The 25,924-nt window shown below is 56.2% G+C and carries 21 protein-coding genes, 1 tRNA gene and 1 pseudogene; 11 read left to right on the top strand and 12 right to left on the bottom strand.

From position 1 onward, the window contains the following. From L6966_RS11785 to L6966_RS11745, 10 genes and pseudogenes are all read left to right on the top strand, one after another. Positions 1-4,781: RHS repeat-associated core domain-containing protein (locus tag L6966_RS11785; RefSeq protein WP_237233448.1), on the top strand; the 4,781-nt coding region annotated here is incomplete at its 5' end. Between the two features lie 277 nt (positions 4,782-5,058). After that, positions 5,059-5,214: a hypothetical protein gene (locus L6966_RS11780; protein WP_237233447.1), complete on the top strand. Its 156-nt coding sequence runs from the start codon at positions 5,059-5,061 to the stop codon at positions 5,212-5,214. Positions 5,215-5,386: 172 nt separating this feature from the next. Next, positions 5,387-6,400, top strand: coding sequence for a hypothetical protein (locus L6966_RS11775; RefSeq protein ID WP_237233446.1), 1,014 nt, complete (start codon positions 5,387-5,389; stop codon positions 6,398-6,400). Next, positions 6,400-6,810, top strand: a complete 411-nt coding sequence (locus L6966_RS11770; protein WP_237233445.1) for a hypothetical protein — start codon at positions 6,400-6,402, stop codon at positions 6,808-6,810. The genes L6966_RS11775 and L6966_RS11770 overlap by 1 nt, the downstream gene beginning before the upstream one ends. A 131-nt stretch (positions 6,811-6,941) precedes the next feature. Next, positions 6,942-8,186, top strand: a complete 1,245-nt coding sequence (locus L6966_RS11765; protein WP_237233444.1) for an RHS repeat-associated core domain-containing protein — start codon at positions 6,942-6,944, stop codon at positions 8,184-8,186. Between the two features lie 397 nt (positions 8,187-8,583). Next, positions 8,584-8,772, top strand: coding sequence for a hypothetical protein (locus L6966_RS11760; RefSeq protein WP_143539103.1), 189 nt, complete (start codon positions 8,584-8,586; stop codon positions 8,770-8,772). A gap of 61 nt (positions 8,773-8,833) precedes the next feature. Beyond that, on the top strand, positions 8,834-9,151 hold the full coding sequence (locus L6966_RS11755; protein ID WP_237233443.1) for a hypothetical protein: 318 nt from the start codon (positions 8,834-8,836) through the stop codon (positions 9,149-9,151). Beyond that, positions 9,148-9,351, top strand: a pseudogene (locus L6966_RS12295) (IS3-like element IS3501 family transposase); the annotation flags it as partial. The gene L6966_RS11755 and the pseudogene L6966_RS12295, both read left to right, overlap by 4 nt. Next, positions 9,257-9,988: an IS3 family transposase gene (locus tag L6966_RS11750; protein ID WP_336603625.1), complete on the top strand. Its 732-nt coding sequence runs from the start codon at positions 9,257-9,259 to the stop codon at positions 9,986-9,988. The pseudogene L6966_RS12295 and the gene L6966_RS11750, both read left to right, overlap by 95 nt. A 162-nt stretch (positions 9,989-10,150) precedes the next feature. Continuing rightward, entirely contained in the window at positions 10,151-11,005 is an 855-nt protein-coding gene (locus L6966_RS11745) for a VOC family protein (RefSeq protein WP_237233442.1), read from the top strand. 124 nt (positions 11,006-11,129) lie between these two features. Here the strand turns inward: L6966_RS11745 and L6966_RS11740 are convergent, their stop codons facing one another. Together L6966_RS11740 and L6966_RS11735 are read right to left on the bottom strand one after the other, a co-directional pair. Next, positions 11,130-12,419, bottom strand: coding sequence for a cytochrome P450 (locus L6966_RS11740; RefSeq protein WP_083091567.1), 1,290 nt, complete (start codon positions 12,417-12,419; stop codon positions 11,130-11,132). A gap of 114 nt (positions 12,420-12,533) precedes the next feature. Then, positions 12,534-14,195, bottom strand: coding sequence for an L-lactate permease (locus tag L6966_RS11735; protein ID WP_237225319.1), 1,662 nt, complete (start codon positions 14,193-14,195; stop codon positions 12,534-12,536). Positions 14,196-14,677: 482 nt separating this feature from the next. On the opposite strand from L6966_RS11735, the gene L6966_RS11730 reads away from it, so the two are divergent. Further along, a complete protein-coding gene (locus tag L6966_RS11730) occupies positions 14,678-16,633 on the top strand; it encodes an ExeM/NucH family extracellular endonuclease (RefSeq protein WP_237233441.1) in 1,956 nt (651 codons plus the stop codon). Between the two features lie 53 nt (positions 16,634-16,686). On the opposite strand, the gene L6966_RS11725 is transcribed toward L6966_RS11730, so the two are convergent. The 10 genes from L6966_RS11725 to scpB form a co-directional block, all read right to left on the bottom strand. After that, positions 16,687-17,148 carry a hypothetical protein gene (locus L6966_RS11725; RefSeq protein ID WP_083091561.1) on the bottom strand — a complete coding sequence of 154 codons (462 nt, stop codon included), beginning with the start codon at positions 17,146-17,148 and terminating at the stop codon, positions 16,687-16,689. 576 nt (positions 17,149-17,724) lie between these two features. Beyond that, positions 17,725-18,912 carry an MFS transporter gene (locus L6966_RS11720; RefSeq protein ID WP_237233440.1) on the bottom strand — a complete coding sequence of 396 codons (1,188 nt, stop codon included), beginning with the start codon at positions 18,910-18,912 and terminating at the stop codon, positions 17,725-17,727. A 9-nt stretch (positions 18,913-18,921) separates the two neighbouring features. Continuing rightward, complete coding sequence (locus L6966_RS12290) at positions 18,922-19,113, bottom strand: SRPBCC family protein (protein WP_369127137.1); 192 nt, start codon at positions 19,111-19,113, stop codon at positions 18,922-18,924. A 345-nt stretch (positions 19,114-19,458) separates the two neighbouring features. Next, positions 19,459-19,797: a VOC family protein gene (locus L6966_RS11715; protein WP_237233439.1), complete on the bottom strand. Its 339-nt coding sequence runs from the start codon at positions 19,795-19,797 to the stop codon at positions 19,459-19,461. Positions 19,798-20,397: 600 nt separating this feature from the next. Continuing rightward, positions 20,398-20,471, bottom strand: a tRNA-Pro gene (locus L6966_RS11710). Positions 20,472-20,592: 121 nt separating this feature from the next. After that, entirely contained in the window at positions 20,593-22,170 is a 1,578-nt protein-coding gene (gene der, locus L6966_RS11705) for a ribosome biogenesis GTPase Der (protein ID WP_237225315.1), read from the bottom strand. 94 nt (positions 22,171-22,264) lie between these two features. Beyond that, a complete protein-coding gene (gene cmk, locus L6966_RS11700) occupies positions 22,265-22,936 on the bottom strand; it encodes a (d)CMP kinase (protein WP_237233438.1) in 672 nt (223 codons plus the stop codon). A gap of 9 nt (positions 22,937-22,945) precedes the next feature. Further along, positions 22,946-24,091: a prephenate dehydrogenase gene (locus L6966_RS11695; protein ID WP_237225312.1), complete on the bottom strand. Its 1,146-nt coding sequence runs from the start codon at positions 24,089-24,091 to the stop codon at positions 22,946-22,948. After that, positions 24,091-25,203 carry a pseudouridine synthase gene (locus L6966_RS11690; protein WP_083091583.1) on the bottom strand — a complete coding sequence of 371 codons (1,113 nt, stop codon included), beginning with the start codon at positions 25,201-25,203 and terminating at the stop codon, positions 24,091-24,093. Before L6966_RS11690 ends, L6966_RS11695 begins: the two co-directional genes overlap by 1 nt. Positions 25,204-25,278: 75 nt before the next feature. After that, positions 25,279-25,924 (bottom strand): SMC-Scp complex subunit ScpB (gene scpB / locus L6966_RS11685; protein ID WP_237225310.1); only part of this gene is annotated, 646 nt, incomplete at its 5' end.

Genomic DNA, 25,924 nt, shown 5'->3' with positions numbered 1-25,924 from the left:
CGACCTGGGTCAAAGAGGACGGCCAGCACCTGATCTTCCCCCGCTGCGGTGAGGGTTGGAACCGTGCGGAGTTGCATGCTCTGTGGCTGACCCGTGAGAACACCGCTGACCTGCCGGTTTCCCTACCTACCGATGCCGCCCAGGTGCTGGTGGTCCGTGATAACGCCGGCGCTTGGTGGGCCTTTAGCTCTACCGGTGACTGGCTGGCCCACAGCGTAGGTGCTGGGGATGTGCTCACCGTTAACCGTGATGAGCAGGGTCAGATTGTGGCTCTGCAGCATGCCCGTGGCCGTTGTATCGGTATTGAATACGCTGCTGGCCGTGTGGCTTACGCCCAGTCCAATGATGGCACCCGCATGGAGTACCTCTATGACCGTGAGGGCAGGCTAACCGGTGCCCGCTCTCCTCTTGGGCCCAGGGTCTACGATTACAACGAGCAGGGTCTGATCAGCGCGGTGAGGGCGGCTGATGGCACGGTTGAGGTTGAAAACTTTTATGATGCCCTGGGGCGGGTGCGTTCACAGAACTACCCGCACGGCGTCACCCGCCGCTACTCCTACCTGGCAGGCGGCGTCACCCTGGTGACCAATGAGGACGGCTCGCACGCCAACTCCTGGGTTTCTGATGCCAAGGGGAGGCTGGTGGGCATGATTGATGCGCACCAGAGGCGCCAGACCATGGCCTATGACACCTTCAATAACCGGGTGTCAGTCACTGAGCGTGATGGTGCTATGACGGTGCGCGCCTACACCAAGCGCGGTTTGCTGGCCCGTGAGGTAAGCCCTGAGGGTGCCGATACCACCTACGAGTATGATGCCCACGACCGTTTGATCACGCTGATGACAGCCAACGGGGCGGTGGTGTCTTATGAGTATGCTGACGCTACCGGGGTTGAGCGTAACCCCTCCGTGCTGGTTGATGCTTTGGGTGGGCGTACTGAGATGGTCTGGGAGGGCGGCCTGTTGACCTCGATGGTTGGCCCCACCGGTGTCTCAGCCACCTGTTCTTACAACAGTTACGGTGAGATGACCGCCGTGAGCAATGCCGCTGGGGATGTGACCTCTTTTGTGCGTGATGCTACCGGGCGTATTGAGCGTATTGTCAGCCCGCTGGGGTTGATTACCCGGTTCACTTATGATGCTGCCGGTCTTTTGGTCTCCCGTGAAGATGCGGACGGCGCGGTGTGGCGCTTCGGTTACGGGCCCGGTGGGCGCCTGACCAGCGTCACTGACCCTGCCGGGGCAAGAACCACCTATGAGTACAACGCCGCTGGTGAGGTGGCTAAGACTATTGACCCGCTGGGCCGGGTGAGCACCCGTGGTTTTGATTCTATGGGCAACCTGGTGTCGGTTACTGGTGCCGATGGGGCGCGTTGGGCGCTGGAATATGACCAGCTGATGCAGAACACCGCGGTCATTGATCCGCTGGGTCACCGGTGGTCCCGTGAATTTGATACCAATGGTGAGCTGGCTGCGGTAGTTGACCCCACCGGTGTGCGGGTGAGCACCGCCTATCAGCGTCGCTCTGGGCTGGTGCAGGTCAAGGACGCTTTTGGCACCCACACCACCAGTTTTGATGCTTACGGCCGCCCGGTTAAAGAAACCGCGGCCGATGGCTCTGAGGAAATCTACACCTATGACGCTGCCGGGAACGTGGTGGAGATTCTGGATGCTGAAGGCGGGCTGACTCTTATTGCCCGCGATGGGCGGGGTGAGGTGACCTCGGTGACCTCGCCTGAGGGCCGGGTAACTTCCTTTACCTATGACGCCTGCGGCCGCCCGTCCACCATGAGAGAGCCCACCGGGGTCACCACCACCCTGGAATACGATGCTGATTCACGGGTTATCACCCGCTCCACCACCTCCGGTGTGCGTGAGGAGATCACCTATGATGCTGCGTCCCGACCGGTAGTGGTGCGTACCAACACCGGGGTCTCCCGCTATGGGTATGATGCCTGTGGGCGTCTGGTCTTTGCTGTAGACCGCAAGTTCGGCACCCGCCGCTTTGTCTATGATGCTGCCGGTCAGTTGGTGACTGCTATTAATGGTCTGGGCGGTAAGACGCGCTACACCTACACCGCTGCCGGTTTGGTCGCCAGCGTGACTGACCCCCGCGGGGAAAGCACTTTCTTTGAGTATGATGCTGCCGGTCAGCTGATGTGCCGCACCGATGCGCTGGGCCGTAAGACCACTACCTCCTACGATGCCGCCGGGCGCCTGGTCAGTTCAGTGAGCCCGGACGCTGATGTGCTCTCTTACACTTACGATGCAGCTGGTTCGCTGGCAACCACCCGTTTCAACCAGCAGCTGATTTGCCGGGTTGAGCGTGATGCTGCTGCCCGCACCACTACTGTGTTTGATTACACTGATCTGGGTGTGGGTCTGATTGATGAGCAGACCGGCGCCCCGGTGGTGCATACTCTGGTGTACGACCGGGTGGGCCGGTTGGTGCGCCAGTCAGTGGCTGGGTCCCTTGCTGGTGCAGGGCACGAAAGCGTGATGACCTATGACCGTGACGGTTTGCGTACCAGCCTTTGTGTTGATGGGGTTAGTACTGAGTATGTTTATGAGCCGGGCACTGGTTTGTTGTCTTCGGTGGTGCGTTCTGCTGCTGATGGTGGTGTGGTTGAGGGTTTGGAGTATCACTATGACGGGCATGGTCAGTTGGTGCGTATTAGTGATGCTAATGGCCAGGTTCTGCGGGCTTTTGATGTGGTGCCGACGGTAGTTCAGGGGCAGGCTTCTGACGCCGGTGATACTGCTAGCTCTGATGCTGCCGATAAGGCTGCTACGAGTGCTACCACCTCCTATGTTACTGATGGTGGCTGGGCCACCATCGACGTCCGCACCACCGATGACGGTGAGCAGACCACCACTACTACCTATTACAGCCCCCAGGGCCTGGTGGTTGGTGTGGATGATTCTGTAGACGGGCTGCGCCTCTTTACCTACGATGAAGCCCATCAGCTGACCGCTGTGCGTTCTGCTGCTGGGGTGCATTCTTTTGTTTACGATCAGGCTGGTTTCCTCATCAAGGAGAGCACCGCTGATGGTGTGGTGCGCGAGTTTACCTATGATGGGGCTGGTCAGCTGGTTGGTTTGGCTGACTCTGCTCTGGGTGTCAGTGAGCTGGTCTATGACGGTTTGGGCCGTCGTGTGCGCTGGGTGGCTGGTAATGGTGCTGTTACTGAGTTTGCTTATTCACCGGTTGGTTTACTGGCTGAGGTAAGCACTCAGGCTGGTGCTGATGCTGACGCTGGTGCTGGCCAGGTGGTGCGTTTGTGGAATGATGCTTTGGGCCGGGTTGCTGGTGCTCAGGGGGCCGGTGTACCTGCTGATCAGGGGGCCGGTGTGTGTTCTGTGGTCTGGGATCCGATGGCTGATACGCCGACAGTGAGCGCCCTGGGTGGTGTGCCGGTGTCTTTGGCTTCTTCTGTGGCGCAGGATGTGTTGGGGTCTCGTGGTGTGGATCCGTTTGGGGTCTCTCCTGTGGTGGGCGCTTCCCCTGTTTCTGCCGCCTCTTCCTCCTCTGTTGCCCCTGGTTTTGGTGTGACGGTTGCTGGGTCTTTGCAGGTTGCTGGCCTGGAGGTCCTGGGGGCCCGGGCTTATGATCCGGGGGTGCGTGGGTTTATTTCTCCTGATCCGGTGGTTTCGCCGGTGGGTGCTGGTTGGGGTTCTAATGTGTATGCTTTTGTGGGGAATGATCCGGTGGGGTTGGTGGATCCTTGGGGTTTGTCTCCGTTGACGGCTTCTGAGTTTAGGGAGTATCGGGCTGATGTTCGGGGCCGTGCGGTAGAGCGAGCTGGTAAGGGTCTTGCTGATTTTGCTCGTGATAATGCTGGTTGGATTGCACTGGGGGTAGCTGCTGTTGGTGTGGCTGCTGCAGTGGTTTCTGGTCCGATTGGGTGGAGTATTCTGGCGGGGATGGCTATTTCTGGTGGTATTGAGCTGGGTTCTCAGCTGATCAGTGGTGATGGTCTTGATTGGCGGAAGATTGCGACCAGTGCTTCGATTGGTGGTATTGCTGGTGGTCTTGGTGCTGGTGTTGCTGGTGCGGTAACTAAGATTGGTTCTAAGGTCTTTTCTTCTGTTGCTTCTCGGTTTACTGCTCGTGCTGGGGGTGTTGGCAAGCAGATTTCTCAGGTGTTTAGGAAGGTGGCGACGAATCCTGCGACGAAGAATTCAGTGCCGAGGATGGTCTCGGGGTTGAAGCAGACTCAGATTGGTTTGCAGCGGCAGGCTGCGCGGTATAGTTCGTGGGCTTCGAGGGTTGGTTCTGTGGGTGTGCGTGAGGGGGTTGAGGCGTATGTTGAGGCTGGTGTGGATACGTCTTTGACGTATATTACGGATGGGCATCGGGTGACTGGTTCTGGTTTGGTGTCTGCGTGGGGTGTGCCTGCTTTGTCGAATGTTCTTAGTCCTATTGGTAGTAGGAAGGTGAATGCTAAGTTGCAGGATTTGGGTTGGGGTGCAACTAGTGGTCTGTCCCAGAAGATTCAGGAGCGTGGTGTGAGCGCTGTGGGTGATTTTGTCAATGGTGTGGTGTCGTATTCGGGTGCTCCGTCGACGTATTCGCCGCAGTATGAGTCCTATCGGGATGGGGAGTATGAGGGCCCGGGCTGGAGTGCTAAGGATGCGGGCATTGCAGGTCTTAAACAGGCAGTTTCTGGTGGTGTATCCTCAAGTAGCCCGGTGGAGTCTTTGAAGTCGGTGTCTTTTGATCCTTCTGCGGGTTCTGGTGCGGTGTTGGTTGATGAGGTGACGGAGGATTCTGGTGAGTAGTGGTAACGGTGTTGTAGGTCAGGGACCTAAGAGGCCTAAGCGCTGGAGGGAGTTGAAGTTTACTGACAAGGTTTTTGTTGTAGGTCTTGGCACGGTTGTTATCGTTATTGTCTATTGGATTTCCAATGTCCTACTCTCGAGTTACGTCAACCGAGCTTTTCATAACCCTCAGCAGTGCACTATCGAGTTTGCTGTTGCTGATGAGAGTAGAACCCGATCCTATTCGAGTTCACGGTATGTGGTTGTGAGGACTTCAGAGTGTGGTGATATGAGGTTTGTGGGTAATCGTAATGGCCTAACGCGCACTGAAGTTGCTAATCGTATTGATGCTTTGGCTGGTGAGCGTGTGACGGTGGAGGTGGGGGTGTGGCAGTTACCGTTTTCTGATGTGGAGATTGTGGGTATTGAGGGTTTGGATTTGGAGAACCAGTAACTACTACTGGTGAGACCAGCACCCCTTCCTTCTTTTGCCCCGCGGTAACTGGGGCGGCGTCGTCCTAGCCTGTGACTAGAGGCTTTCTTCTTCTTGTCTCAGATGTCACCGTACTTGCCACTGGGTCGTCTGCTGCTGGGATTGGTGGACGACTTCTTGGGGTTTGTCGCCGTTGACGGCTTCTGAGTTTAGGGAGTATCGGGCTGATGTTCGGGGCCGTGCTGGTGAGCGGGTTGTGTCTGGTGTGCGCCGGTGGGCTGATGAACACGCTGGAGCCATCGCTACTGCTGCCATTATTGCCGGAACCGTTATCTCTGTTGCTGCCCTGGTCGCTACCGGGCCGGTGGGGTTGATTGTTGCTGGCGCTGTTGGTGGTGGTTTGCTTTCTGGTGGTTTGTCGATTCTGACCAATAGGGGTGAGGATGGTCGTGTTGATTGGGGCAAGGTGGGGTTGGACACCTTGATTGGTGGTGTTGCTGGTGGTCTGGGCGGTGCTGCGGTTTCTGTGGTGGGCAAGGCTGGTTCTGCGGTGAATGCTTTTCGGTCTGGGCGGTTTGCGACGAAGGCTGAGGTTGCTGGCGCTAAGGCGGTTAGTTTGGGGCAGAAGGCTGCTAATTCTTCGGTCTTTAATCCGATGCGGTATGTGAATGCTGTGCGTTCTTCTCATGCTGGGCAGAAGGCTGCTGCTTGGGGTGCTCGTTCGGATGAGTTGGGTCAGGTTGCTGCTCATTTTGGTGATGTGGGTGGGTTTGCTCGGTCTTTGTCGGGGCAGACGGTTAATGGTGTGGTGTCGAATGTGGCGAGTAATAATTTGGCGTATGGTTTGGGTGATTTTGAGGAGCATACGGTCGGTGGTTATGCTCGGGCGACGGTGTCTGGTGTGGGGGTTGGTGTGTTGTCGCCGAGGGTGACGCCGTTGAGGCAGCAGGCCATTGGTGGAGCTAGTGTTGATGCTGGCTTAGTTGAGCAGGGTCTTAACGGTGTGAAAGGCTTTGCTATAGATAGGGCTGCTGATTTTGGTTTGGGTATGGGTAATTATGCGGTGACTCCGCAGGAAGAAGAGCTGAAGATATCTGATGCTTTGAAGGATGGTTTCAAGTCTGCTGTGAGCGGTGGTTCTGGGACGGTGAGTTCTGGTGCTGCTGATAGTATTCGGGTGGCGACACCTAGGCAGGTAGGGGAGTAATGATGCAAAAGAGTAAGGGTGGTTCGCAGGCGGGTTCTCGTCGGGGACTTATTTTGTCGATTATTTTCATCATTTTGGGTTTGTTGACCTTTGTGGGTATTCCGTTGGGGGAGAAGTACCGGCAGGCTAATGCTGTGGATCAGCAGTGCACAATTGTCTCTGCTGAGGTTTCAAGTAGTCGTAGTGGTACCGGTGGTTTATCAACTTCAAGTACGAAGTTGAAGATTCGTACGGAGGAGTGTGGGACTGTCTATGTGTCTAAGGTTTTGTCTCCTTCTCCTGCCGGGTCTTGGGAGGAGATGGCTGCTGAGTTGGATGGGTTTCGGGGTGAGCAGGTGGTGTTGGTGTTTCCGCCTTTTCAGTTGCCGGCTGAGGGGGATGCTGTGGATGGGTATGGGTATCGTTTGTAGGTGATGCGGGGTGTTGGTGTCTTGTTGGGTGCCAGCACCGCCTTCCTTTTATCCTCATAGCCGGGGACGGCGTCGTCCTGACCGGCGGCTAGGAACTTTCTTCTTCTAGTTCGTTTGCCTCGTATGTCACCGTGTCTGTTGCTGCCTCTTCCTCTTCTGCTGCTGCCCCTGGTTTTGGGGTGACCGTAGCCGGTTCCTTGCAGGTCGCTGGCCTGGAGATCCTAGGGGTTCGTGCCTATGATGCGGCCTCTCGTGGGTTTATTTCTCCTGATCCGGTGGTTTCCCCGGTGGGTGCTGGTTGGGGTTCTAATGTGTATGCTTTTGTGGGGAATGATCCGGTGGGGTTGGTGGATCCTTGGGGTTTGTCTCCGTTGACGGCTTCTGAGTTTCGGGAGTATGCCTCCCAGAATGCTGGCCGTGGTGCTGGTGGTTGGCCTGCTGTAATGGGTGTAGCCTCTGCCTTAGGCGCTAGGTTTGATGCAGTTTCTGGGCTGGGAGAGCGTGTTCAGGGACTGATAGATAGTGCCCCTAGAAGTTTTGACCGTCTTAAGACGGTTGCTTCGGCTATGGGTAATACTTTGGGGGAGTTGGGTAAGGTAGCGAAGATAACGCTCCCTTATATGCCTGCGGCTGCTCGTCAGTGGTGGGATGATAACTGGCAGTATGTTGTTGCTGGTGCGACGGCTGCTGTGGCTCTGATTGCCTTGTTCACTCCGGCTGCTCCTGCTGGTGCTTTGATCTTGAGTGGGATGGGTCTTGGTGGTGGTATTGAGTTGCTATTCCAGGGGTTGTCTGGTGAGCCCTTGGATTATAAAAAGATTGCGAATGCTGCTTCGATTGGTGGGTGGTCTAATCTGGTAGGCGGAGCCTTCATAAGTAGCACGGTGAAAGTGGGGCCAAAACTAATGACTCTTGCTAATAGGTCAGGGGCTATAGGAACATCTATCAGGGGTATATCAAGTCATCTGAATCTAGTAAGGAATGGTCTGACAACGTTGGGTTCTCGTGCCACCGGTGCTATTTCCAAGGTTCAAAATCAGGTGAGTCACTCGCTGGCTCCACTAGGGAATATTGCCTACAGTGTTACTAAAGCTGGTCGGTCTATGGTGGGTAAAGTGCCTATGGTCAATGCTGTAGCTAATCGGTTTACTACAGCCAGCAATCAGCTTGCGCGTGCTTCTGTCAAGGTTACGGGGGCTGCAAATGCGGTGGGCCAGACGGCTGAGACTTCGGTGACGAATGTGATGGATTATGCTATGAATACACCTTTGTCTGAGCAGAGTGCTGGGGGGGTATGTTCGTGCGGTGGCTGCTGTTCCGGTGAGCGGTCTGATGTCTTCGTACGCTTCGTCAAATTCAAGGAAAGTTGTCAATAAGTTTGGTAATAATTTAAAGATTATGCGTGAAGCACCTTATATGTTGGGTGATTATGTGAATTGGTTTTACTGATTCTGTAGTGAAGACAGAGCCGGAGAATCTATCAATTGGCAATGTGGAATACATTGCGACTGAAGCAAACCGCGATGGGATGAAAGAGGCGGTAAAAGGGTTGGCTGAGAGAGTAGCAGATGAAAAAAAATAGTTGAAAAAATTAACTTTCTCGTAGGTGCCATTTTATTAATTGGATTCCTATGTATAGTAATTTATTTTTCCCCTGTTCGCACTTTCATTAATCATCACTACGCTAGTGCGGAAGACTGCACAGTTGAGTCTGCCCATGCACGCCAATCAGGTGGTCCGGGTGCTGTTGCTTCAAGGACCGAGTCGGTGGCAGTGAGCACAACTGAGTGCGGGGATCTCTGGATTCTGGATAATAACATTGAAGGGCGTGACGAGGAGAAGGCTGCTGAGCGGTTGAATGAGTTGCAGGGGCAGAAGGTTCAGTTTTTGATTGGTCCCTTGTCGTGGAATTTTGGGACTGTTGAAGCTGTGGGGATTATTTATCCTGATGGTGTTGAGTAGTTAGGGTATCTTGAAGTGTCCTGGGTTTTCTTCCGTTTAAGTAGATAGGAAAATCTGGTTCATGCCGAAAAAATTTGATCAAGAAGCCAAGAACCGTGTGGTGCCATTGATTGAGGATCGTATCGCTACGGAAGGGCTGTCGGTAATCGCGGCCTCGCAGGTAATGGCCCCGAAATTGGGGGCATCCTGGCACACGGCCCGTCAATGGATCCAACAGTCACATCGTGCTGGGAAGACGTTCGAACGTAGCGAGGACGATGTGATCGCCGAGAACATACGGTTACGACGTGAGAATCAGGAACTGCCTGATGTGAATGAATTACTGAAAACAGCATCGGCTTTTTTCGCCTCAGAACTCGACCCCAAACGTCGGAAATGATCCGGTTTATTGACGAGCATCGGGATCGTTTCAGTGTTGAGTTCATCTGTGCGACGTTGGACAAACAGCGTGAGGGTGGCTTCCTTTCCTCCCGTGGGTATCGGGATGCACAACGCCGCGGCCCAAGCGCCAGACAGCTTCGCGATGTCAGCCTTGTTGAGCGGATTAAAGAGATTCACGAAGCGAATTACAGCGTGTATGGGGTACGGAAAATATGGCACGCCCTGCGGCGCGCAGGCAATCATAATCGGCCGGGATCACACCGCGAGGCTCATGCGCCTGGCTGGTGTAACGGGGAAGGGTAAGGGTGGTGCTCCGGTAACGACCGGCAAGTCCCGAACCCCTGATACTCGCGAGGATCTGGTCAAACGCGATTTTCGTGCTATGGCTCCGAATCGCCTCTGGGTTGCGGATATTACTTATGTTCGTACCGAGAGAGGGTTCGTGTATGCCGCATTCGTCACCGACTGTTACTCGAGGCGGATTGTGGGATGGGCCTTGTCGGATACGATGCGGACCCAGGCGTTGCCGTTGCAGGCGCTGAACCTGGCGATTGCTCGAGCGCGTGAGATGACCAACCTGGTGCATCATTCGGATTATGGATCCCAATACGTGTCGATTGTGTATAACGAGCGGCTCGCCGAGTACGGGATCACGCCCTCGACCGGTAGTGTGGGAGATTCCTACGACAAGGCGTTGGCAGAGAATGTGAATGGTTCGTACAAGAACGAACTGATTCACCGTCGGGTCTGGTATGGTGTGCTCGAGGTCGAGATTGCTACGTTCGAGTGGGTGACCTGGTGGAACGAGGGCTGCCTCTACGAGGCGCTGGGCTAGCGTACCCCTGATGAGGTTGAAGACGAATATTGGCAGCACACCTGGTTGTCAGGAACAATAAGAAACAGGGCAAATGTCTAGGAAGAAGAACCAGAGCACTTCAATACAGCACCGGCACTACCTGGTCTCTGCTATCGACTACGCTTGTGCGAAGATAGGTACATGACTTCTACCTTCCCTCCTGCCTCCGCGCCCACCGCCTGCGTTTGGATTAACGGTGATGCCGCCGAGGCCGCCACCTACTATTCCCAGGCCCTGCCGCTGACCGAGTCCGCACCCGGTGCCGGTGTCACCAACCTCAACGTTGACGGAACTTCCCTGCTCCTGCTGGGAGCGGACGCCACCTACTCCCCTAACCCCTCAATCTCGGGTTTCTTGCGTTTTAGCTCCGATAGGTTTGGCAGCCGCGAGCTGGCTGAACAGGCCCTTCGCGCTACCTACGCTGCTATCGGTGAGGGCGGGGAGCTCATGCCTCTACAGGCCTACCCCTTCGCACCCCTCTTCGCCTGGGTCCGTGACCGCTACGGCTTCACCTGGCAGCTCTTCCTTGAAGAAGGTACCAGCGGCTTGCCCTTCTTTACTCCCTGCTTCATGTTTGGCAACGTAGCCCACGGCCAGTGCGAACAGGCTACCGACACCTGGATGGCTCTGCTAGGCGGCGAGCGCCTGAGCCTGACCCGCCACGGCGAGAGCTCCTACCTCGAACCCGAAGCGGTACAGATGACCACCTTCACGATGGGTGGCGGCACCTTTACCGCCATCGATGCGGGGACCTTCCACGATTTCACGTTTGACCCGGGTGTTTCAATGACCCTGCTCTATGAGGACCAGGCGGGTATCGACGGGGCTTGGTCGGTGCTTTCGCAGGTTGCGGACGCCGAGCGCTGCGGCTGGTGTGTGGATGCCTACGGGGTATCGTGGCAGGTATTACCACAGAATATTGGGCAGATTATGGTTGATACTGATGCCCGCGCCAAGCTCATGGGTATGGGCAAGATTGATCTGCGCCAGCTCTAGGTGATTCTTAGTGGCCGCCCAGCGGCTTCACTTGCTCAAGTTGGTGGTAGCCTGTGGCGTCAGGCCCGCCCCGTCCCGCAGTTACGGTGTATGCGGAGCGGGCCCTCATAGGCGGACGCCTACCCTAGCTGACGGTTACGCGTACGCCCGTCCTGGGGCGGGTGAGTAGCTGGGTCATGCTGAAAGTGGTGTCTTCGGTTTCTTGAGAGATGGTGACGTTATCAGCTGAAAGCGCTGCAACGGTTGAAGACAGAGCCGCCACAGCGATCTTCTCGCCGGGGCAACGGTGGCCGGTGAGCACGTCTCCGCCGCCCTGAGGGATGAAACCCTTAATGGACTCATAGTCCGGGGTATCCAAGAAACGCTGGGGGTTGAATTCACCGGGGTTGTTCCAGAGTTGGGGTGAGTTGTTTGTACCTAAAACATCAAGGAACACCCGCTGGCCCTTCTGAATCGGGCAACCCGAAAGTTCAGTATCTTCCTTAACCATAGCGGGAAGCATGGGGACGAAGGGGTACTTGCGGCGGGTCTCCTGGGCGAAGGCAACAGCTTCGGGGATATTGACTAGGCGGCCGTCGGCGTCCTCAACAGCATTCTTGACCTTGGCGGCCCACTCGGGGTTTTCGACCATGGCTACAGCTGCGAAGGCTGCAAAGCGGGAGACCGCCACGGTAGGGCGAGTCAGGTTCTGCAATTCGATACCGGCCAGCTTGGCGGTGACCAGCTCGCCCTTCTCATCACGCAAATCTGCCATGTGGCGCACCACAGAGTCAGGGTCAACCGTGAGTTCGCCCGAGCGTACCTTTTTGATGAGGTCTTCGGCCCAGGCATCGAGTTTGCGGCGGTCCATCCAGGAGAGCACGTTCTGCTTGACCTCGCCGAACGTGTCGAGCAGGTGGCTCATCTGGGTGGCTCGCTTGTTGAGTTCGCGGTCGGAGGCTGGCACCCCGGCCCAGCGGAAGGCAGCGCGACCGTAGGCCACAGCAACGTCATCGTAGATGTTGCCGGGGTTGGTCTTCCACCGCTCAATGAGGGCCTTCATTTCTTCTTCGACGAAGCCCCTGAAAGCCTCTACCCGCTCGTCGTCATAGGCCATGGCAGCCATGGCAGACTTACGAACCTTATGCGCCTGACCGTCGAGGGTGTGCACGGCACCGTCGCCAAAGAGCGGCCCCTGAATGGCGGTGGGCATAGCACCGTTACGGCTAATTTTAGACTCATCGTAGAAGAAATCTACGGCCTCTTCACCTCGAATTAGGGTGGCCCTTCCTCCCAGGACGGGGAAGGTAACGGGGCAGTTGGAATCTGCGGGAACCCCGGCCTTACGGCGCTGGTGGGACATAAAAAGGTAGCCCTGCTTAATGAAATTGGGCAGCTGGTCATTCAAAAGATTTTTTACGGGTGCGATGTTCATGCCAACAGTTTACTTGGTTTTAGGTAGGCAGAGAGGACGCCCCGCCTGAGCTGACCGACCATACAGCAGGGTGCTCAGGCGGGGCATCCTTGTACTATCCAGCCAGAGGAAGACTCAGGCTGAGGCGGGCATTACCAGAGAAAGGACGTATACCCAAACACACAGAACTACGAGCAGCGCTAGTGAGAATTTGATGGCCGCATTGGTAATTTTAGATTCCTGGCCGCTCATGTTCACCGAAGCAGCTGCAATAGCGATGGACTGGGGTGAAACAACCTTGGCCATGACCCCACCCGCTGTGTTAGCTGCAACCAGCAGACCAGAACTAGCGCCAATCTGTGATGCTGTGGTGGCTTGCAGTCCTGCGAAGAGGGTGTTGTTGTTGACGACCGAACCGGTCACAAACACCCCGATCCAGCCGATAATGGGCGAGAAAAGCGGGAAGATAGAACCCACGGCTGCCAGAGCCAGAGCCAGGGCGGATGACATGCCACCAAAGTTCATGACGTTCGCTACGGCCATCACCAGGCAAATGAGCAAGATGGGTTGCCAGAGCTGTTTCCAGGCGCCGCCAAGCTCCTCGAATGCAGCTGACCAGGTGATATTTGAAATAGCGATGGTGATGAGAGCAGCGCACAGAATAGCGGTGCCAGATGCCCCAAAGAGAGTCCAGTTCCAAACAGCCTTCATAGCGGTAGTCTCAGGCACAATGGGGGCAACCTGTGAGATCTGCTCGTGCAGGGCAGGCATTTGTACGGGGATGGTAGTCCAGTTCAGGGCACCCGCTGCGCTGGTTTCGGTCTTCGCTTTAACCAGGTTCTTAATAAGCGGGGTCGACCAGAGCAGAATCATGATGGAGAGGACGATGAAGGGGCTCCAGGCCTTAACAACACCTGAGAAGGTAAAACCTGAAGGGCTCTTGCTGAGTTCCTCAAGCGAGGGAGCACCGGGTTCACGGTAGATATGAGCTGGCTGCCACTTCATCATGATAACTGCCAGTAGCACGAGCCCGAGCAGGTAGGGGATGATGTCGACAAGTTCGGGGCCGATAGCGAGAAGGACGCCTGCCTGAGTTGCCGAGACAATAAAACCTAGGCCCAGGGCAAGAAGGCCTGTCTGCTTGAGGCCGCGCATGCCGTCAAGCACCATGACCAGCAAGAGGGGGATAAAGACGGTAATGATTTGCAGAACCCAGACCATCATCTGGTTAAGCTCTGCCTGGGGCACACCCGAGACCGTAGCACCGGTCAATACGGGAATGCCGATTGCGCCGTAGGCTCCCGATGCCACGTTTGAGACGAGGGCTAGTAGGCAGGCCTTGACCGGTTCAAAGCCCAGGGTCACCAGAAGGGCGGCGCAGATAGCGATGGGGATGCCAAAGCCAGCCGCGCCTTCAAGAAAGCCGCCGAAGCAGAAGGCAATAAGGAGCACCTGAATGCGCTGATCAGCCGAGATAGCAGAGACCGAGCTACGGATGACCTCGAAGTTACCGGCGCGCACGGTAATTCGGTAGAGCCACACCGCCATGAGCACAATCCAGCCGATGGGCCACATGCCCGAGAGAAAGCCGTAGCCGATAGCTGAAAGGGACGAGGTAAAGGGCATGCCGAAGACGAGGACGGCCAGCGCCACCGCTGCCACCAGGGCGACAAGTGCAGCGTGGAGGCCCTTCATCTTGAGAACGGTGAGCCCGAGAAGAAAGACGAGAATAGGGACGGCGGCGACGAGTGCTGAGAGCGCCTGATTGTTCAGTGGGTCATAGACCTGCTGCCACATGAGTATGGGTTCCTTTGCTACGGGTGTGTGCCCGCGATTGTGCTTCTATACTGTGTATTTTCTACCCCTAAACTACCACTGATTCACACACAAAAATTGGTAAAACCACATATCCAGACCGGTGAATTTAGGGGGAGAAAAACACGCCCTTGGGTCAGCCTGGCAGACGCAGAGAAAAGTCCAGCAAAAGGGCAGAAAAAGACCAGGTAGAAGCATGGTTGGGGCGGTTTGAACGAGGTGGAACGGTCTTAATATCGCAACCACCTTTACACCGTGGATTTGCTTACACCCACCCCACCCTGACCCAAAACCCACACAATCACACATTTCCATCGCGGCTGTACAAAATTCATCGAGCCGTTACCTGGCCGTCACCGCCTTGCCCAACCTCCACCAGAAATGAGCCTAGAATTGTGAAGTAGCTCTATGTCAGCCAGCACAGAATATCGACACATAGCATGACCCAGCAAACGAGGTTTCAGATGATTTGCCGTTCACCCCAATCCCTAGCCCGAGTTACCGCCTCCCTTGCAGTCGCCGTCATGACAACCGCTTCCTTTTCGCTCATCGAACCGGCTACCGCAGCAGATATCACTCCCATCTCAGCGATTCAGGGCACGGAATCTGCTAGCCCTCTCGTAGACCAAACGGTCACCACCCGAGGCGTTGTCACCGCTGTCTATGCTGAGGGCGGTCTGCGCGGCTACTATATTCAGACCGAGGGTACAGGGGGCGAAAACCGCACCCCGGGCGCATCTGACGGTATCTTCGTCTACTCCCCGGCAACCGTTGGCTCTGTGAGCATCGGGCAGTTCATAGAAATCACCGGGAAGGTTTCTGAACATTTTAACCAGACTCAGCTTACGGTTTCGTCGCTCTCAGATCTCACTGTCCTCGCAGAGCCATTTGAGCCGGTGAGCGCCCTTGAGGGCCAGATTCCTGAAACAGCTGAAGGCCGCGAAACGCTCGAGGGCATGCTGCTACAACCCCTCACAGAGATGACCGTCACCGATAACTACAACACGAACCGCTACGGTGAAGTCGGGCTCGTCAACGGCACCCAGCCTTTGCGCGCCGCTACCGACGTGGTCGCTCCCGGCCCTGACGCGTTGGCTTACGAAGCAGAGAACGCTGCCAAGGCGCTGCTGCTTGATGACGGTGCCACCGTCGACTACTCCCGGGCAGGAACAGGGGTTCCACTCCCCTACCTATCAACGGCTTCACCCGTGAGAGTCGGTGCGGCCGTCACCTTTAAGAACCCTGTCGTGCTGGGGTACTCCTTCGACGCTTGGCGCCTCCAGCCGACGCTCCCGGTGACTGGCTCCACCGACCCAGCGGCGCTCCCGGCGTCCTTCGCTGATACCCGCACCGCCGCGCCCGCTGTGGCGAGCGAACAGAGCATCTCAAGTTTCAATGTGCTCAACTACTTCTCTACCGTGGGCGATACTGTGGCTGGTTGCACTTTCTTCACCGACCGCGAGAAGAACTCCATCACTGTCAGCGGTGGCTGTGCTGTACGGGGGGCGGCGACTCTGGCTAGCTTTGAGCGCCAGCAGTCTAAAATTGTTGCCGCCATAAATAAGATTGACACCTCGGTGCTTTCACTGGAAGAAATAGAGAATACCCTTGCCACCGGTCAGGGTGACCGAGATATCGCGCTTAACACACTTGTTGAGGAGCTCAATCGGAGCGCCGGGTACCAGAAGTGGGCAGCCGTGGAGTCACCCGGAACCCTGCCGGAGAGCGAGGACGTCATCCGCACCGCTTTCATCTATCAGCCAGCTGAGGTCAAGCCCGTGGGGGAATCGGTTATTCTTGACGATTCCGCCTTCGATAATGCCCGCCAGCCCCTTGCTCAAGCTTTTGCGCCTACAGACTCTACCGCCGCCCGTGGTGACGAGGTTTTTGTAGCGGTGGTTAACCATTTTAAGTCCAAGGGCTCAGGCTCAGGGGATGACGCGGATCAGGGGGACGGCCAGGGGGCATCTAATGCGTCCCGTGTTGCACAGGCAACTGCGTTGGTCACATTCGCCAATCAGCAGGCACAAGCACACGGCACTGAGAATGTTCTTCTGCTCGGTGACTTCAACTCGTACACCAAGGAGGAACCGCTCAGAGTTTTGACTGAGGCCGGGTACACCAATCTGGGCGAGAAATACGACGCGGGCAACACCTACCTGTTCGGTGGCAGGGTTGGTTCCCTGGATCATATTTTTGCTTCACCAGCCCTGACTGAGAAGGTTGAAAGCGCCCAGGTCTGGAATATCAACTCCGTTGAATCCATCGCGCTGGAGTACAGCCGTTACAACTACAACGTCACCGATTTCTTTGAGACCAATGAGTTCCGATCGTCAGACCACGACCCGCTGCTCGTTGGTATGAGTCTTGCCGCTGAGTCTCCCTCTTCGTCCACAGATTTTTACGGGGACGGTTTTTGAATGGGTTTGTTGAGCGGTGGCAACTGGCCTTTTACAGGCCAAGCCTTTGAGTACTAGAACCGTACCCGGTGGGTGCGGGGTGAGTCGGCAGCTGAGAGATCATTGAGGGTTCGTTCTAGGCTGGTGATGCGCAGGCCGGGGCTAAGAACTGTAGTTTCGGTGGGTAGGTGTAACTCGCCGTGATGCACGGTGTAGTCCTTGGCTCGGGTGCGGTGGTAGCTGTACACGTGGACGCGCTCGGGCAGTTTTTCGAAGGGTAGGCCGTGAAGTATGGCAGCTGTTGAATGGGAGAAGATGATGCCTTGGTAGGATGATGCAAGCGCAAGCACGCGAGCCAGGTAAGCCTCTTCGCGAGTGAGCTGGCTCCAGTCGTGGCGGTGCATGTAGATGCCGCGCGCCACCCGTCGGTATACACCCCGAGCGATGGCGGTGTCGAACTGGTGGCGGCTGGCGTAGCGGGCCAGGAGTTCCTGGCAGGTGAGGAGTTTTCTGTGGAGGGTTTCTAGCTGTGTCATGCACCTAGGGTAGAAAGACACAGCTTTTCTTGCACCGGTCATCACCGCCTGTGGATAAAACTAGGGCTCTGATTCCCCCGATATCTGAGGGTGTGGTACCCACAGGCGTCCCCGTATTTTTCAAAATTGGTACAGTCGTTACGATTCTTTGACGCCTCTACCGAAGACTTATCCACAGCGCTTGACAGCGAGGCTTCTTCATAAGGGTAGAGGTACCCTTATGAAGAAGCCCTCGTAAACAGGGCAACACCGTCAAATATTAGAGTCCCACAAAGAAATTTCGTCATAGACTACTCGGGTCTATTCCAGCTGCCAAGCAACAGGTTGTCCACACATCGCTGCCGATACCCGGAGTATAGCTCTCCCTCGAACTCTTACGAGGGAATCGGTTACTGACATACCTACCAAACAAATCGTTCTCCTGGGCGTGATGGACCAGCCATGCCAAATTCGACCCTAATCTACTAACGCTGTTTGCTCCAGGAAAACGCGTCAGAAGTGGAACCAGCCCAGCGTAAATACGTTTAATAAAGGCGGGGTAGTGATATGTACTGGATTCGGTCCACACACAAACTATCAGGCACTCTCTTTTTTGCTCTTTCGCCACACCAGAACCGCCCCAACAAGTACTAACACACCTCCAGCTATAAACAACACCGGCAAGCCAATCCCAGCCACAAACACACCAATCAACAACGAACCCAATGTCTGCCCCACAGCAATCGTTGCAAACAAAATACTCGTAGCACTGCCCACCGCATCAGCCCAGGCCTCCCTACCTAGCTCAATCGTGAGACCGCACATCACTGTGTAAAAAGCCCCAAACAAAGCACCCGACACCAGAGCCACCACGATATGACCGGCAAAAGGCAACATAACAATTGAAGCCCCCAGAATTACCGAACACGTTGCCCACGAAATCTCAGTACCATACCGACTCACAGCATCCCCGGAAAAGGAACCCGCAACTCCAGCAACCCCGATTAAACCCCAAAATAACATAGACTGGACCTCACTCAACCCTGTCTGTGTTTCAGCAACCGAGCGGCCATAGGTCCAATATACCGAGCTGCCGGCACCCATCAAGATAGTCAGAGTAATAGGGATTATCAGCGCCTCCCAGCTACCTCGCGTCTCCGAGAAGTCAGAATCTACTGTATTTTCTTGTTTGCGCTGAGTTTTATGGAAGCAAAACCATAGGCAAAACAGTGTAGCCAAAACCGCCGCTAAGATGTAGACGATTCGCCAGTTACTGGTGATCAAGAGGGCAAGGGTAGAAACTGCCACACCAATTCCTGTGCCAGCATTAGCGACTGCTTGGCCTCGAGGTTCATATGCTTGAGGCAGCTCTCGTACTAATCGATAAGCAACGGCTCCGGAGGCAAATCCTGCAGCAGCTCCGGCAATACCCACTCCTGCAATGAATAGGGGGGCGGATTGTGCTGATGAGATAATGAGGCAACCGGTTACAGCGCAGATGAGTACTGCTATGATACTCAGACGCCATTTTTGGTGCTTTAACCAGCTACTACTCATAAAGCAGGCGATGACGTAGGTGAGAAAGCTGAGGGATGAGGCATAACCGATTTGGGCCTCGGTTGCTACATGCTCTTCAATGATGCGCGGGGTACTTAGACCTAGTGCGAAGCGTGCCATGCCGTAGGCGACAGCGACCACCGCGGCACCTAAGATAATAAGTGTTTTGTGACGAGTGCTGGGAGAAGGATTTCGAGTAGAGAAAAGGGTATGGTTGATCAACGACATTAAACTGGGTTACTCTCCCTGAGTTTTCTCTAAAATGTGGTTTTGGAATCCCACGATATTTCTTTCCATTATAGGAGATAACTGAGCTTTCTTTGGTGCACCTGAAGCTAATCCCCGGTGCATTTTTTGGACAATATCATGGTCCTCATCATTAACCTGCACCCAGCGCTCTAGCGTTGTTTGACGATGATCAAGGGGAATTTTGAGTTTTGCATGACTACTCTCCGAACGTTGGTCTGTGCACTTACCGTTTAGACCCTATCAGAAACTGTGGAAATTTATGACTTAAAAGAGGCTTATTTAAAAGTGCCTTGCCCCCGGCTCACCAGGCTCGCGTTCGATGGACCCCAGCGGCCTTCGCCTATTCGCTTTGTGCAGGGTTCTTGGTCTGTGTGCAGGAAAGACTCTGCACACAGACCAAGAACCCTGCACAGGTAGAAGGCGGTTCTCTCCCCGGCGGCAACCGTCAAAAGATGTGATAGATGACTTGAGTCTGTCAAAAAATCGCAAATTTTTAATATATTAACGGACTTACACCTACACCGACTATATTTCTTGAGCGAAAAAAATCGAGTTGCCATCTGGGTCGTTAATCTCGACTATTTTAACGACCCCATAATCTGCAATTTCACTTGTAGCAATTCCTTTACCGTCAAGATATTTCTTCGCTTTGATAATATCCTCTACCCCTAAAATTACAGATGACTTTTCAAAGGTATTTTTTTGAGCAAGTGAAAGTTGCAACCACGAGTCCCCAGTGATTTTATACTCAGCAACACCGTCCTCCGGAACAACCTCTTCACCGTCAATCCATTTCTTATACCAAGCGCTCGACTTCTCTATGTCACTAACATGAAAAACAGACACCAAACTTAAATATTTCATTGTATGGTTAACCTTTCTATAGATGCACAGGAATACATGCCATGTCCGGATTATTATGATTTAAATTTGCAAAACTTTGCCTTGCTAGTATCGGGCAATAAGTCCAAGGTAAGAGAACCTATCTCTATCTTCATTGATTACCTCTCGGCTGGTAGGCACCCTCTTGTACTTGATATTTTACCTAAGTGTATCATCCAGGCCTTATACCCAAAGGCTAAACCCACACTTTAAGGAGGCTTATTCATAAGGGTAAAAGCACCCCAACTCGCAGCGAAGCTACTGGCTCGGATCAAGTGGTGAGCCGACGAGCAACAGCTTCCGCCCACAGACAACAAGAAACTACTGCGAATCACCTAAGCGAAGATGCAGCACGCTCAGCAAATCCGACTCACCACACGGCGGGGCGTGAATCGCCCCGATGATGAGCCCAGCAGATTCCGAGCGCGCGAGGAAATAAGCGAAGCCGCCGGGCTCCATCGCGCACGAGCCCAGGGGCCCCGACTTTGATGGAAATGATGGGCTGGGATGGCTGGGATCTTTTGGGTAGATAAGAAAAAGCCTCGGCTACTAGATTTTTCCTAGTAGCCGAGGCTTTCTTTGTCGGGTTGACAGGATTTGAACCTGCGACCCCTTGACCCCCAGTCAAGTGCGCTACCAAGCTGCGCCACAACCCGATTGACTCACAAGAATTCGCATTCTCTTGAGCACTCGTATAACTATACACATGGGAAAGAAAGAGTGCAAAATCAAAAACCGGGTTTTAGAACTTAAGGGAGACTTTTAGGTCACACGAACCTAGCGGCGGTTTCCTCTACCGGGCTTGCCGCTCTGACGCTCCCCCAGTGTGCGGCGTTCACGGACGCGCATGGTGATGTCGATGGGGGTACCTGTGAAGTCAAAGGTTTCACGCAGACGGCGAGCAATAAAACGGCGGTAACCGGGATCAAGAAAGCCTGTGGTAAAGAGGACGAACTTGGGCGGGCGCGATGAAACCTGGGTGCCAAAGAGAATACGGGGCTGCTTACCTCCACGCAGCGGGTGGGGGTGGGCAGCAACAATCTCACCCAAAAAGGCGTTGAGGCGGCCGGTAGGAATACGGGAGTCCCAAGACTCCAGTGATCGTTCCAGGGCAGGGACCAGCTTATCCTTATGCCAGCCAGTCTTAGCCGAGATATTGACGCGGGGTGCCCACTTCACATGTGCCAAATCGCGGTCAATTTCACGTTCCAACAGTTCCCTGCGGTCTTCATCAAGGGTATCCCACTTATTGAAGGCCAATATCATGGCGCGGCCCGCGTCCACTGCCATCTGCACAATACGGACGTCCTGCTCGCTCAGGGGCTCAGAAACATCCAGCAAGACCACGGCGACTTCAGCCCGCTCAATCGCTGTTTGAGTGCGTAGCGAAGCGTAGAAGTCTGCCCCCTTAGCCATGTGCTGGCGGCGTCGAATACCGGCGGTATCAACGAAGCGCCAAGGGCGGCCACCCAACTCCACAAGCTCATCCACGGGGTCGCGGGTAGTACCTGCCAGGTCATTGACCACAGCGCGTTCCTCACCGGCCAGCTTGTTCAGAAGGGAGGATTTACCCACATTGGGGCGGCCAATCAGCGCGATACGGCGGGGGCCTCCCAGGGCCTCAGGTTCGGCGTACTGCGAATGCTCGGGCAGAACCTCAAGCATGGCATCGAGCATGTCGTAAAGACCCCGGCCGTGCATACCTGATACGGCGTGGGGCTGGCCCATACCCAGTGACCAGAGAGCATGGGCCTCTGAATCTTGGTAGGCATCATCGATCTTATTGGCAACCAGCAGAATCGGTTTATCCACGCGGCGGAGCATCCGCACAATGGCTTCATCGGTGGCCGTGATACCCACCATGGCATCAACAACTAGGAGCACCACGTCCGCGTGAGCCACAGCGATTTCAGCCTGCGCTGCAACCTGTGCGTCGATTCCTTTAGCATCGGCCTCCCAGCCGCCCGTATCGACCAAGGTGAAGTCGCGGCCAGCGTATTCAGCCTTGTAAGAGACGCGGTCGCGGGTGACACCGGGCTTATCTTCAACCACGGCTTCGCGGCGGCCAAGAATTTTGTTGATGATAGTGGACTTACCGACGTTAGGGCGGCCAACAATCGCGACCACAGGGTCAGCGTGCTGGTCTTCTCCCTCGTCGCTATCGAAGCCCCAGGTGCTCAGCAGGGCGCGGTCTTCGTCATCCAGGTCGTAGTCTTCAAGCCCCGCCAACAGGGCTTCTGCTCGTTGGTTGGCGGTTTCGTCGTCAATGCCGGCAAGACGTTCTGAGACATCATCGTCGCCACCGTCGAGGAATTTAACCTCGTAGTCGTCGTGGGGAGCGGTTTCGTCGCTCATGCGCGGAGTACCTCCTGTGGTGCATACCCGGCGTGTGCCGGGGTTGGTCTAAGTCTAGTCAGTGTTTGCGGACGTCGCGCGCCCGGGCCAGATGCTACTGGGCTAGTTGTGCTTCAACGGCATCGATGACTGCCGTAACAGTTTCATCAAAATTTAGGTCAGAGGAGTCAACCAGGGTGACCCCTTCTGCTGCCTCGGTGAAGGAGGTAACCTTGGAGTCCTTAGCGTCACGGGCCGAAACTTGAGCGGCAAGCTGCTCGCTATTTTGGGTACCTCCCAGTTGCAGACCACGGCGGGCCAGGCGAACCTCCTCACTGGCGGTCAGCAGGACGCGGGCATCGGCATGAGGAGCTACAACAGTGGTGATATCGCGGCCTTCTGCCACCATACCAGTTACCGCACGCGCGATGAAGGATCGCTGCAGGTCAATAAGAATCTTGCGGACCTCCAGGTTCGAAGCAACCGACGAGACGGCCTCCGAGATACGGGGCTCACGGATGGCCTCGCGCACGTCCACTCCCCCCACCTCGATGACTTCCTCATCGGGACTGGTGCCCTGGCTGTAGGGGAAGGCGCGGGCTGCGGAAACCAGAGCAGTAGCATCGGTGATATCCACCTGCTGATTGAGGCAGTACCAGGTGAGGGCACGGTACATGGCGCCGGTATCCAGATATTCTAGCCCGTAATGCCGGGCCACTGCCTTCGATACCGAGGATTTGCCGGATCCTGAAGGGCCGTCAATAGCAATGACGAGTTTGTCAGACATGTGTTCTCCTTACTTGACGACCTTCCAGCCGCGGCCGGTTAGATCTTCGATGAGTTTGTCGTGTTCGTTGGGGTTGACCGAGATTTCGGCCATGCCCACCTGCGCACCGGGAGAGTGCTCCAGTCGCATATCTTCGAGGTTGACCCCAAGATCTCCGATGTCGGCCAGCAGGCGGGCCAGGGTGCCGGGGGTGTCGTCCACCAGCACGGTGAGCGTCGCGAAAGCTGACGGCGATCCGCCGTGCTTACCGGGTATACGGGCCACACCGGAGTTACCCTCGCTCATCAACTGAGCAATATCCAGACGGGAGCCAGCCTCGGTGGGAGCTTCTAGGGTGTTAATCAGGCGCTCCAAATCTTCGCGCACCCCATAGAGAGTCTGTACCACGGGTTCGGCGTTGGCAGAAAGAATCTGCACCCACAACCCCGGGTCAGACGCCGCAATTCGGGTGGTATCGCGCAAGCCCTGCCCCGCCAGCCCCAGAGCATAGAGCGGGGTATCTTGTAGACGGGAGGCCAGCAGGGAGCTCATCACCTGGGGCACATGGGAAATGAGTGCAACCGTGCGGTCGTGCTCGGTCACGTCCATGTGGGTGATAGTTGAGCCCAGCTCTGTGGCTACCTGCTGGGCGATTTTGACCAGTTCGGGGCGGGCAGTCCCGTGGTCGCACAGCACCCACGGGCGGGCAGAAAAAAGCTCACCGCGGGCAGCTACCGGGCCGGATTTCTCTCGCCCGGCCATAGGGTGGGTGCCCAGGTAGCGGCTCACATCGGCACCGGCTGACCGCACCTGTTCCAGGATGCCTGACTTAACCGAGGCAACATCAATCACCAGGGACGCCGGGTAGTCGGCGAGCGCGCGCACCACCAGGTCGGCGGTGACGTCTGGGGGGGCTGCAACAACTACCAGCTGAGGCTCCAGTACGAGCCAGGCAGAACCCTCCTTTCCCGCCCATTCTGCTTGAAGGGCGCGCAGAGAGATACCGGCTCCGATGTCTTCGGCAACGGCCTCAGTGGTCGGTGAAATATCGGAGATATAGACCGTGTAGCCAGCGTGACGCAGGCCCAGGCCGATGGAGGCGCCCAGTAGCCCGGCACCGATGACCAGGACCGGCCCGTGCAGGTGCCCATCGAAGGTGGGGGCAGAACCACTCATTACATGCCCACCGAGGTCAGTAGCTTGCCGATTTCAACCTTGGAGAGGTTACGTACGGTGCCCTGTTTCTGGGAGCCGATGCGGATGGGTCCCATTTCAACGCGAACCAGCTTCTCCACGGGGTAGCCCATGTGCTCGAACATACGGCGAATAATACGGTTTTTACCGGAGTGGATGGTGACCTCGACCAGCACGTGGCCGGGAGTTGAATCCACCAGCTTGAACTGGTCAACGCGGGTCACGCCGTCCTCGAGGCGCAAGCCTTTCTTCATGGCAGTACCGATACCGGGCTCCATGGGGCCGGGCACCTGCACCAGATAGGTTTTGGGAACCTCATAGGAGGGGTGGGTGAGGCGGTTGGCCAGTTCGCCGTCGTTGGTCAGTAGCAGTAGCCCCTCGGTTTCAACGTCCAGACGGCCTACATGGAAGACCCGTTCGGTCATGGATGAGCGCAGGAAGTTGCTGATATTTGGGCGGCCTTCCGGGTCGTCCATAGCGGAGACAACGCCGGCGGGCTTGTTGAGTACCATGTAAACCAGCTTGTCGTTGGTCTGGATGGTCATGCCGTCCACCTGAATAGTGACGGCGTTGGGGTTCACGCGCACACCGAGCTCAGTCACGGGCGTATCGTTGACGGTCACGCGGCCCTCTTCAATCATTTCTTCGCAGACGCGGCGGGAGGCCACACCGGCTGAGGCCATGATTTTCTGCAGGCGCACGCCCTCGTGGTCATAGAAGGGGTAGTGGTCAACGGGGGCGTTCTTGGGGCGGCGCGGACGGTGCGGCCCAAAGTTCTTGGTGCCGCGGTGGGCCGGTCGGAACTCGCCCATCTCCTGGGCAAAGGGCTGGCCGGAGCGGAACTTGGGGCCTTTACCGGTACCGGCCTTGCGGGGGCCGCCGGGGGCTCCAGAACGGGCTCCCTTGTTGCCGCCAAAGCCGGAGCGGCCAGTGCCCCCTTTACCGGAAGTGGCCTTATTCGCGCCAGACTTTCCTGAGCCTGCAAAACCCTTGCCGCCGCGTCCTGCTGCATTCCCTCTGCCAGCGCCGCTCCTGCTTGTGCCGGGTCGACCACCGCGAGGTGAGCTACCTCGTGAGTTGTGTCCGTATGCCATATTGTTTCCTCTTTTCGTGAATTGTTTCTGGTGCCGCCGCCTCAGTGGGCGGAGCTGCGGGCCCTAGTCGGCCGCTCAGTCTATGGTTTCTGTGCTGGCTACCTGGCCCGGATCGGGCAGGTAGGGGGCCAGGGCGGGTAGCTCGTCGAGGGAGTTCAGCCCCAGCTTCTCTAGTAGGGTGTCTGTAGTGATGTACTGAGTTGCGCCGGTTTCATCGGGTACGGTTTCGGCAATGAAGCCGCGAGTGAGCAGGTTACGCACCGCTGCGTCGGAGGAAACTCCACGCACCTGGGAGATGTAGGAGCGCGTGGCCGGCTGCTGGTAGGCGATGACGGCCAGGGTCTCAAGAGCTGCCCGAGTCAGTTTGACCGTCTGGGTCCCCACCACGAAGCGCCCTACCCAGGGCGAGAAATCCTCACGTGCATAAAGCCGCCAGCCGCTAGCCACCTGCCGCAGTTCGAAGCCACGGGGCTCATGGGTGCCGGCGGCATCGTCGTAGCCCCTGTAGTCTTGCCTCAGCTGGTCTAAGGCAGTTTCTACAGCTCGTTCTGAAACAATGAGCGCTGCCGAGAATTCGCGCACGCTTACGGGGACGTCCGCCACCGCCAAAATTGCCTCGATGGCGGCTTTGATACCACCGGGCTGCAACTCTACACGCGCTACCTGATTGGCTGAAGCTGCTACCACCGGTTGAGCGGGTGGGGGCGGCCCGGGTTGGGGG

This window comes from Rothia nasisuis, from assembly GCF_928381405.1.
Taxonomy (GTDB): domain Bacteria; phylum Actinomycetota; class Actinomycetes; order Actinomycetales; family Micrococcaceae; genus Rothia; species Rothia nasisuis.
Note: the sequence above shows the minus strand (reverse complement) of the source record. Positions and strands in the feature narration are given on the sequence as shown.

Bases quoted from the DNA above. Each gene is read 5' to 3' on its own strand.
- L6966_RS11720 (WP_237233440.1), bottom strand. From the start codon at position 18,912: ATGTCGTTGATCAACCATACCCTTTTCTCTACTCGAAATCCTTCTCCC.
- L6966_RS11740 (WP_083091567.1), bottom strand. From the start codon at position 12,419: ATGAACATCGCACCCGTAAAAAATCTTTTGAATGACCAGCTGCCCAAT.
- L6966_RS11750 (WP_336603625.1), top strand. From the start codon at position 9,257: ATGCACAACGCCGCGGCCCAAGCGCCAGACAGCTTCGCGATGTCAGCC.
- L6966_RS11745 (WP_237233442.1), top strand. From the start codon at position 10,151: ATGACTTCTACCTTCCCTCCTGCCTCCGCGCCCACCGCCTGCGTTTGG.
- der (WP_237225315.1), bottom strand. From the start codon at position 22,170: ATGAGCGACGAAACCGCTCCCCACGACGACTACGAGGTTAAATTCCTC.
- L6966_RS11725 (WP_083091561.1), bottom strand. From the start codon at position 17,148: ATGACACAGCTAGAAACCCTCCACAGAAAACTCCTCACCTGCCAGGAA.
- L6966_RS11715 (WP_237233439.1), bottom strand. From the start codon at position 19,797: ATGAAATATTTAAGTTTGGTGTCTGTTTTTCATGTTAGTGACATAGAG.
- cmk (WP_237233438.1), bottom strand. From the start codon at position 22,936: ATGTCTGACAAACTCGTCATTGCTATTGACGGCCCTTCAGGATCCGGC.
- L6966_RS11735 (WP_237225319.1), bottom strand. From the start codon at position 14,195: ATGTGGCAGCAGGTCTATGACCCACTGAACAATCAGGCGCTCTCAGCA.
- L6966_RS11690 (WP_083091583.1), bottom strand. From the start codon at position 25,203: ATGGCATACGGACACAACTCACGAGGTAGCTCACCTCGCGGTGGTCGA.
- L6966_RS11755 (WP_237233443.1), top strand. From the start codon at position 8,834: ATGCCGAAAAAATTTGATCAAGAAGCCAAGAACCGTGTGGTGCCATTG.
- L6966_RS11695 (WP_237225312.1), bottom strand. From the start codon at position 24,091: ATGAGTGGTTCTGCCCCCACCTTCGATGGGCACCTGCACGGGCCGGTC.
- L6966_RS11770 (WP_237233445.1), top strand. From the start codon at position 6,400: ATGATGCAAAAGAGTAAGGGTGGTTCGCAGGCGGGTTCTCGTCGGGGA.
- L6966_RS11730 (WP_237233441.1), top strand. From the start codon at position 14,678: ATGATTTGCCGTTCACCCCAATCCCTAGCCCGAGTTACCGCCTCCCTT.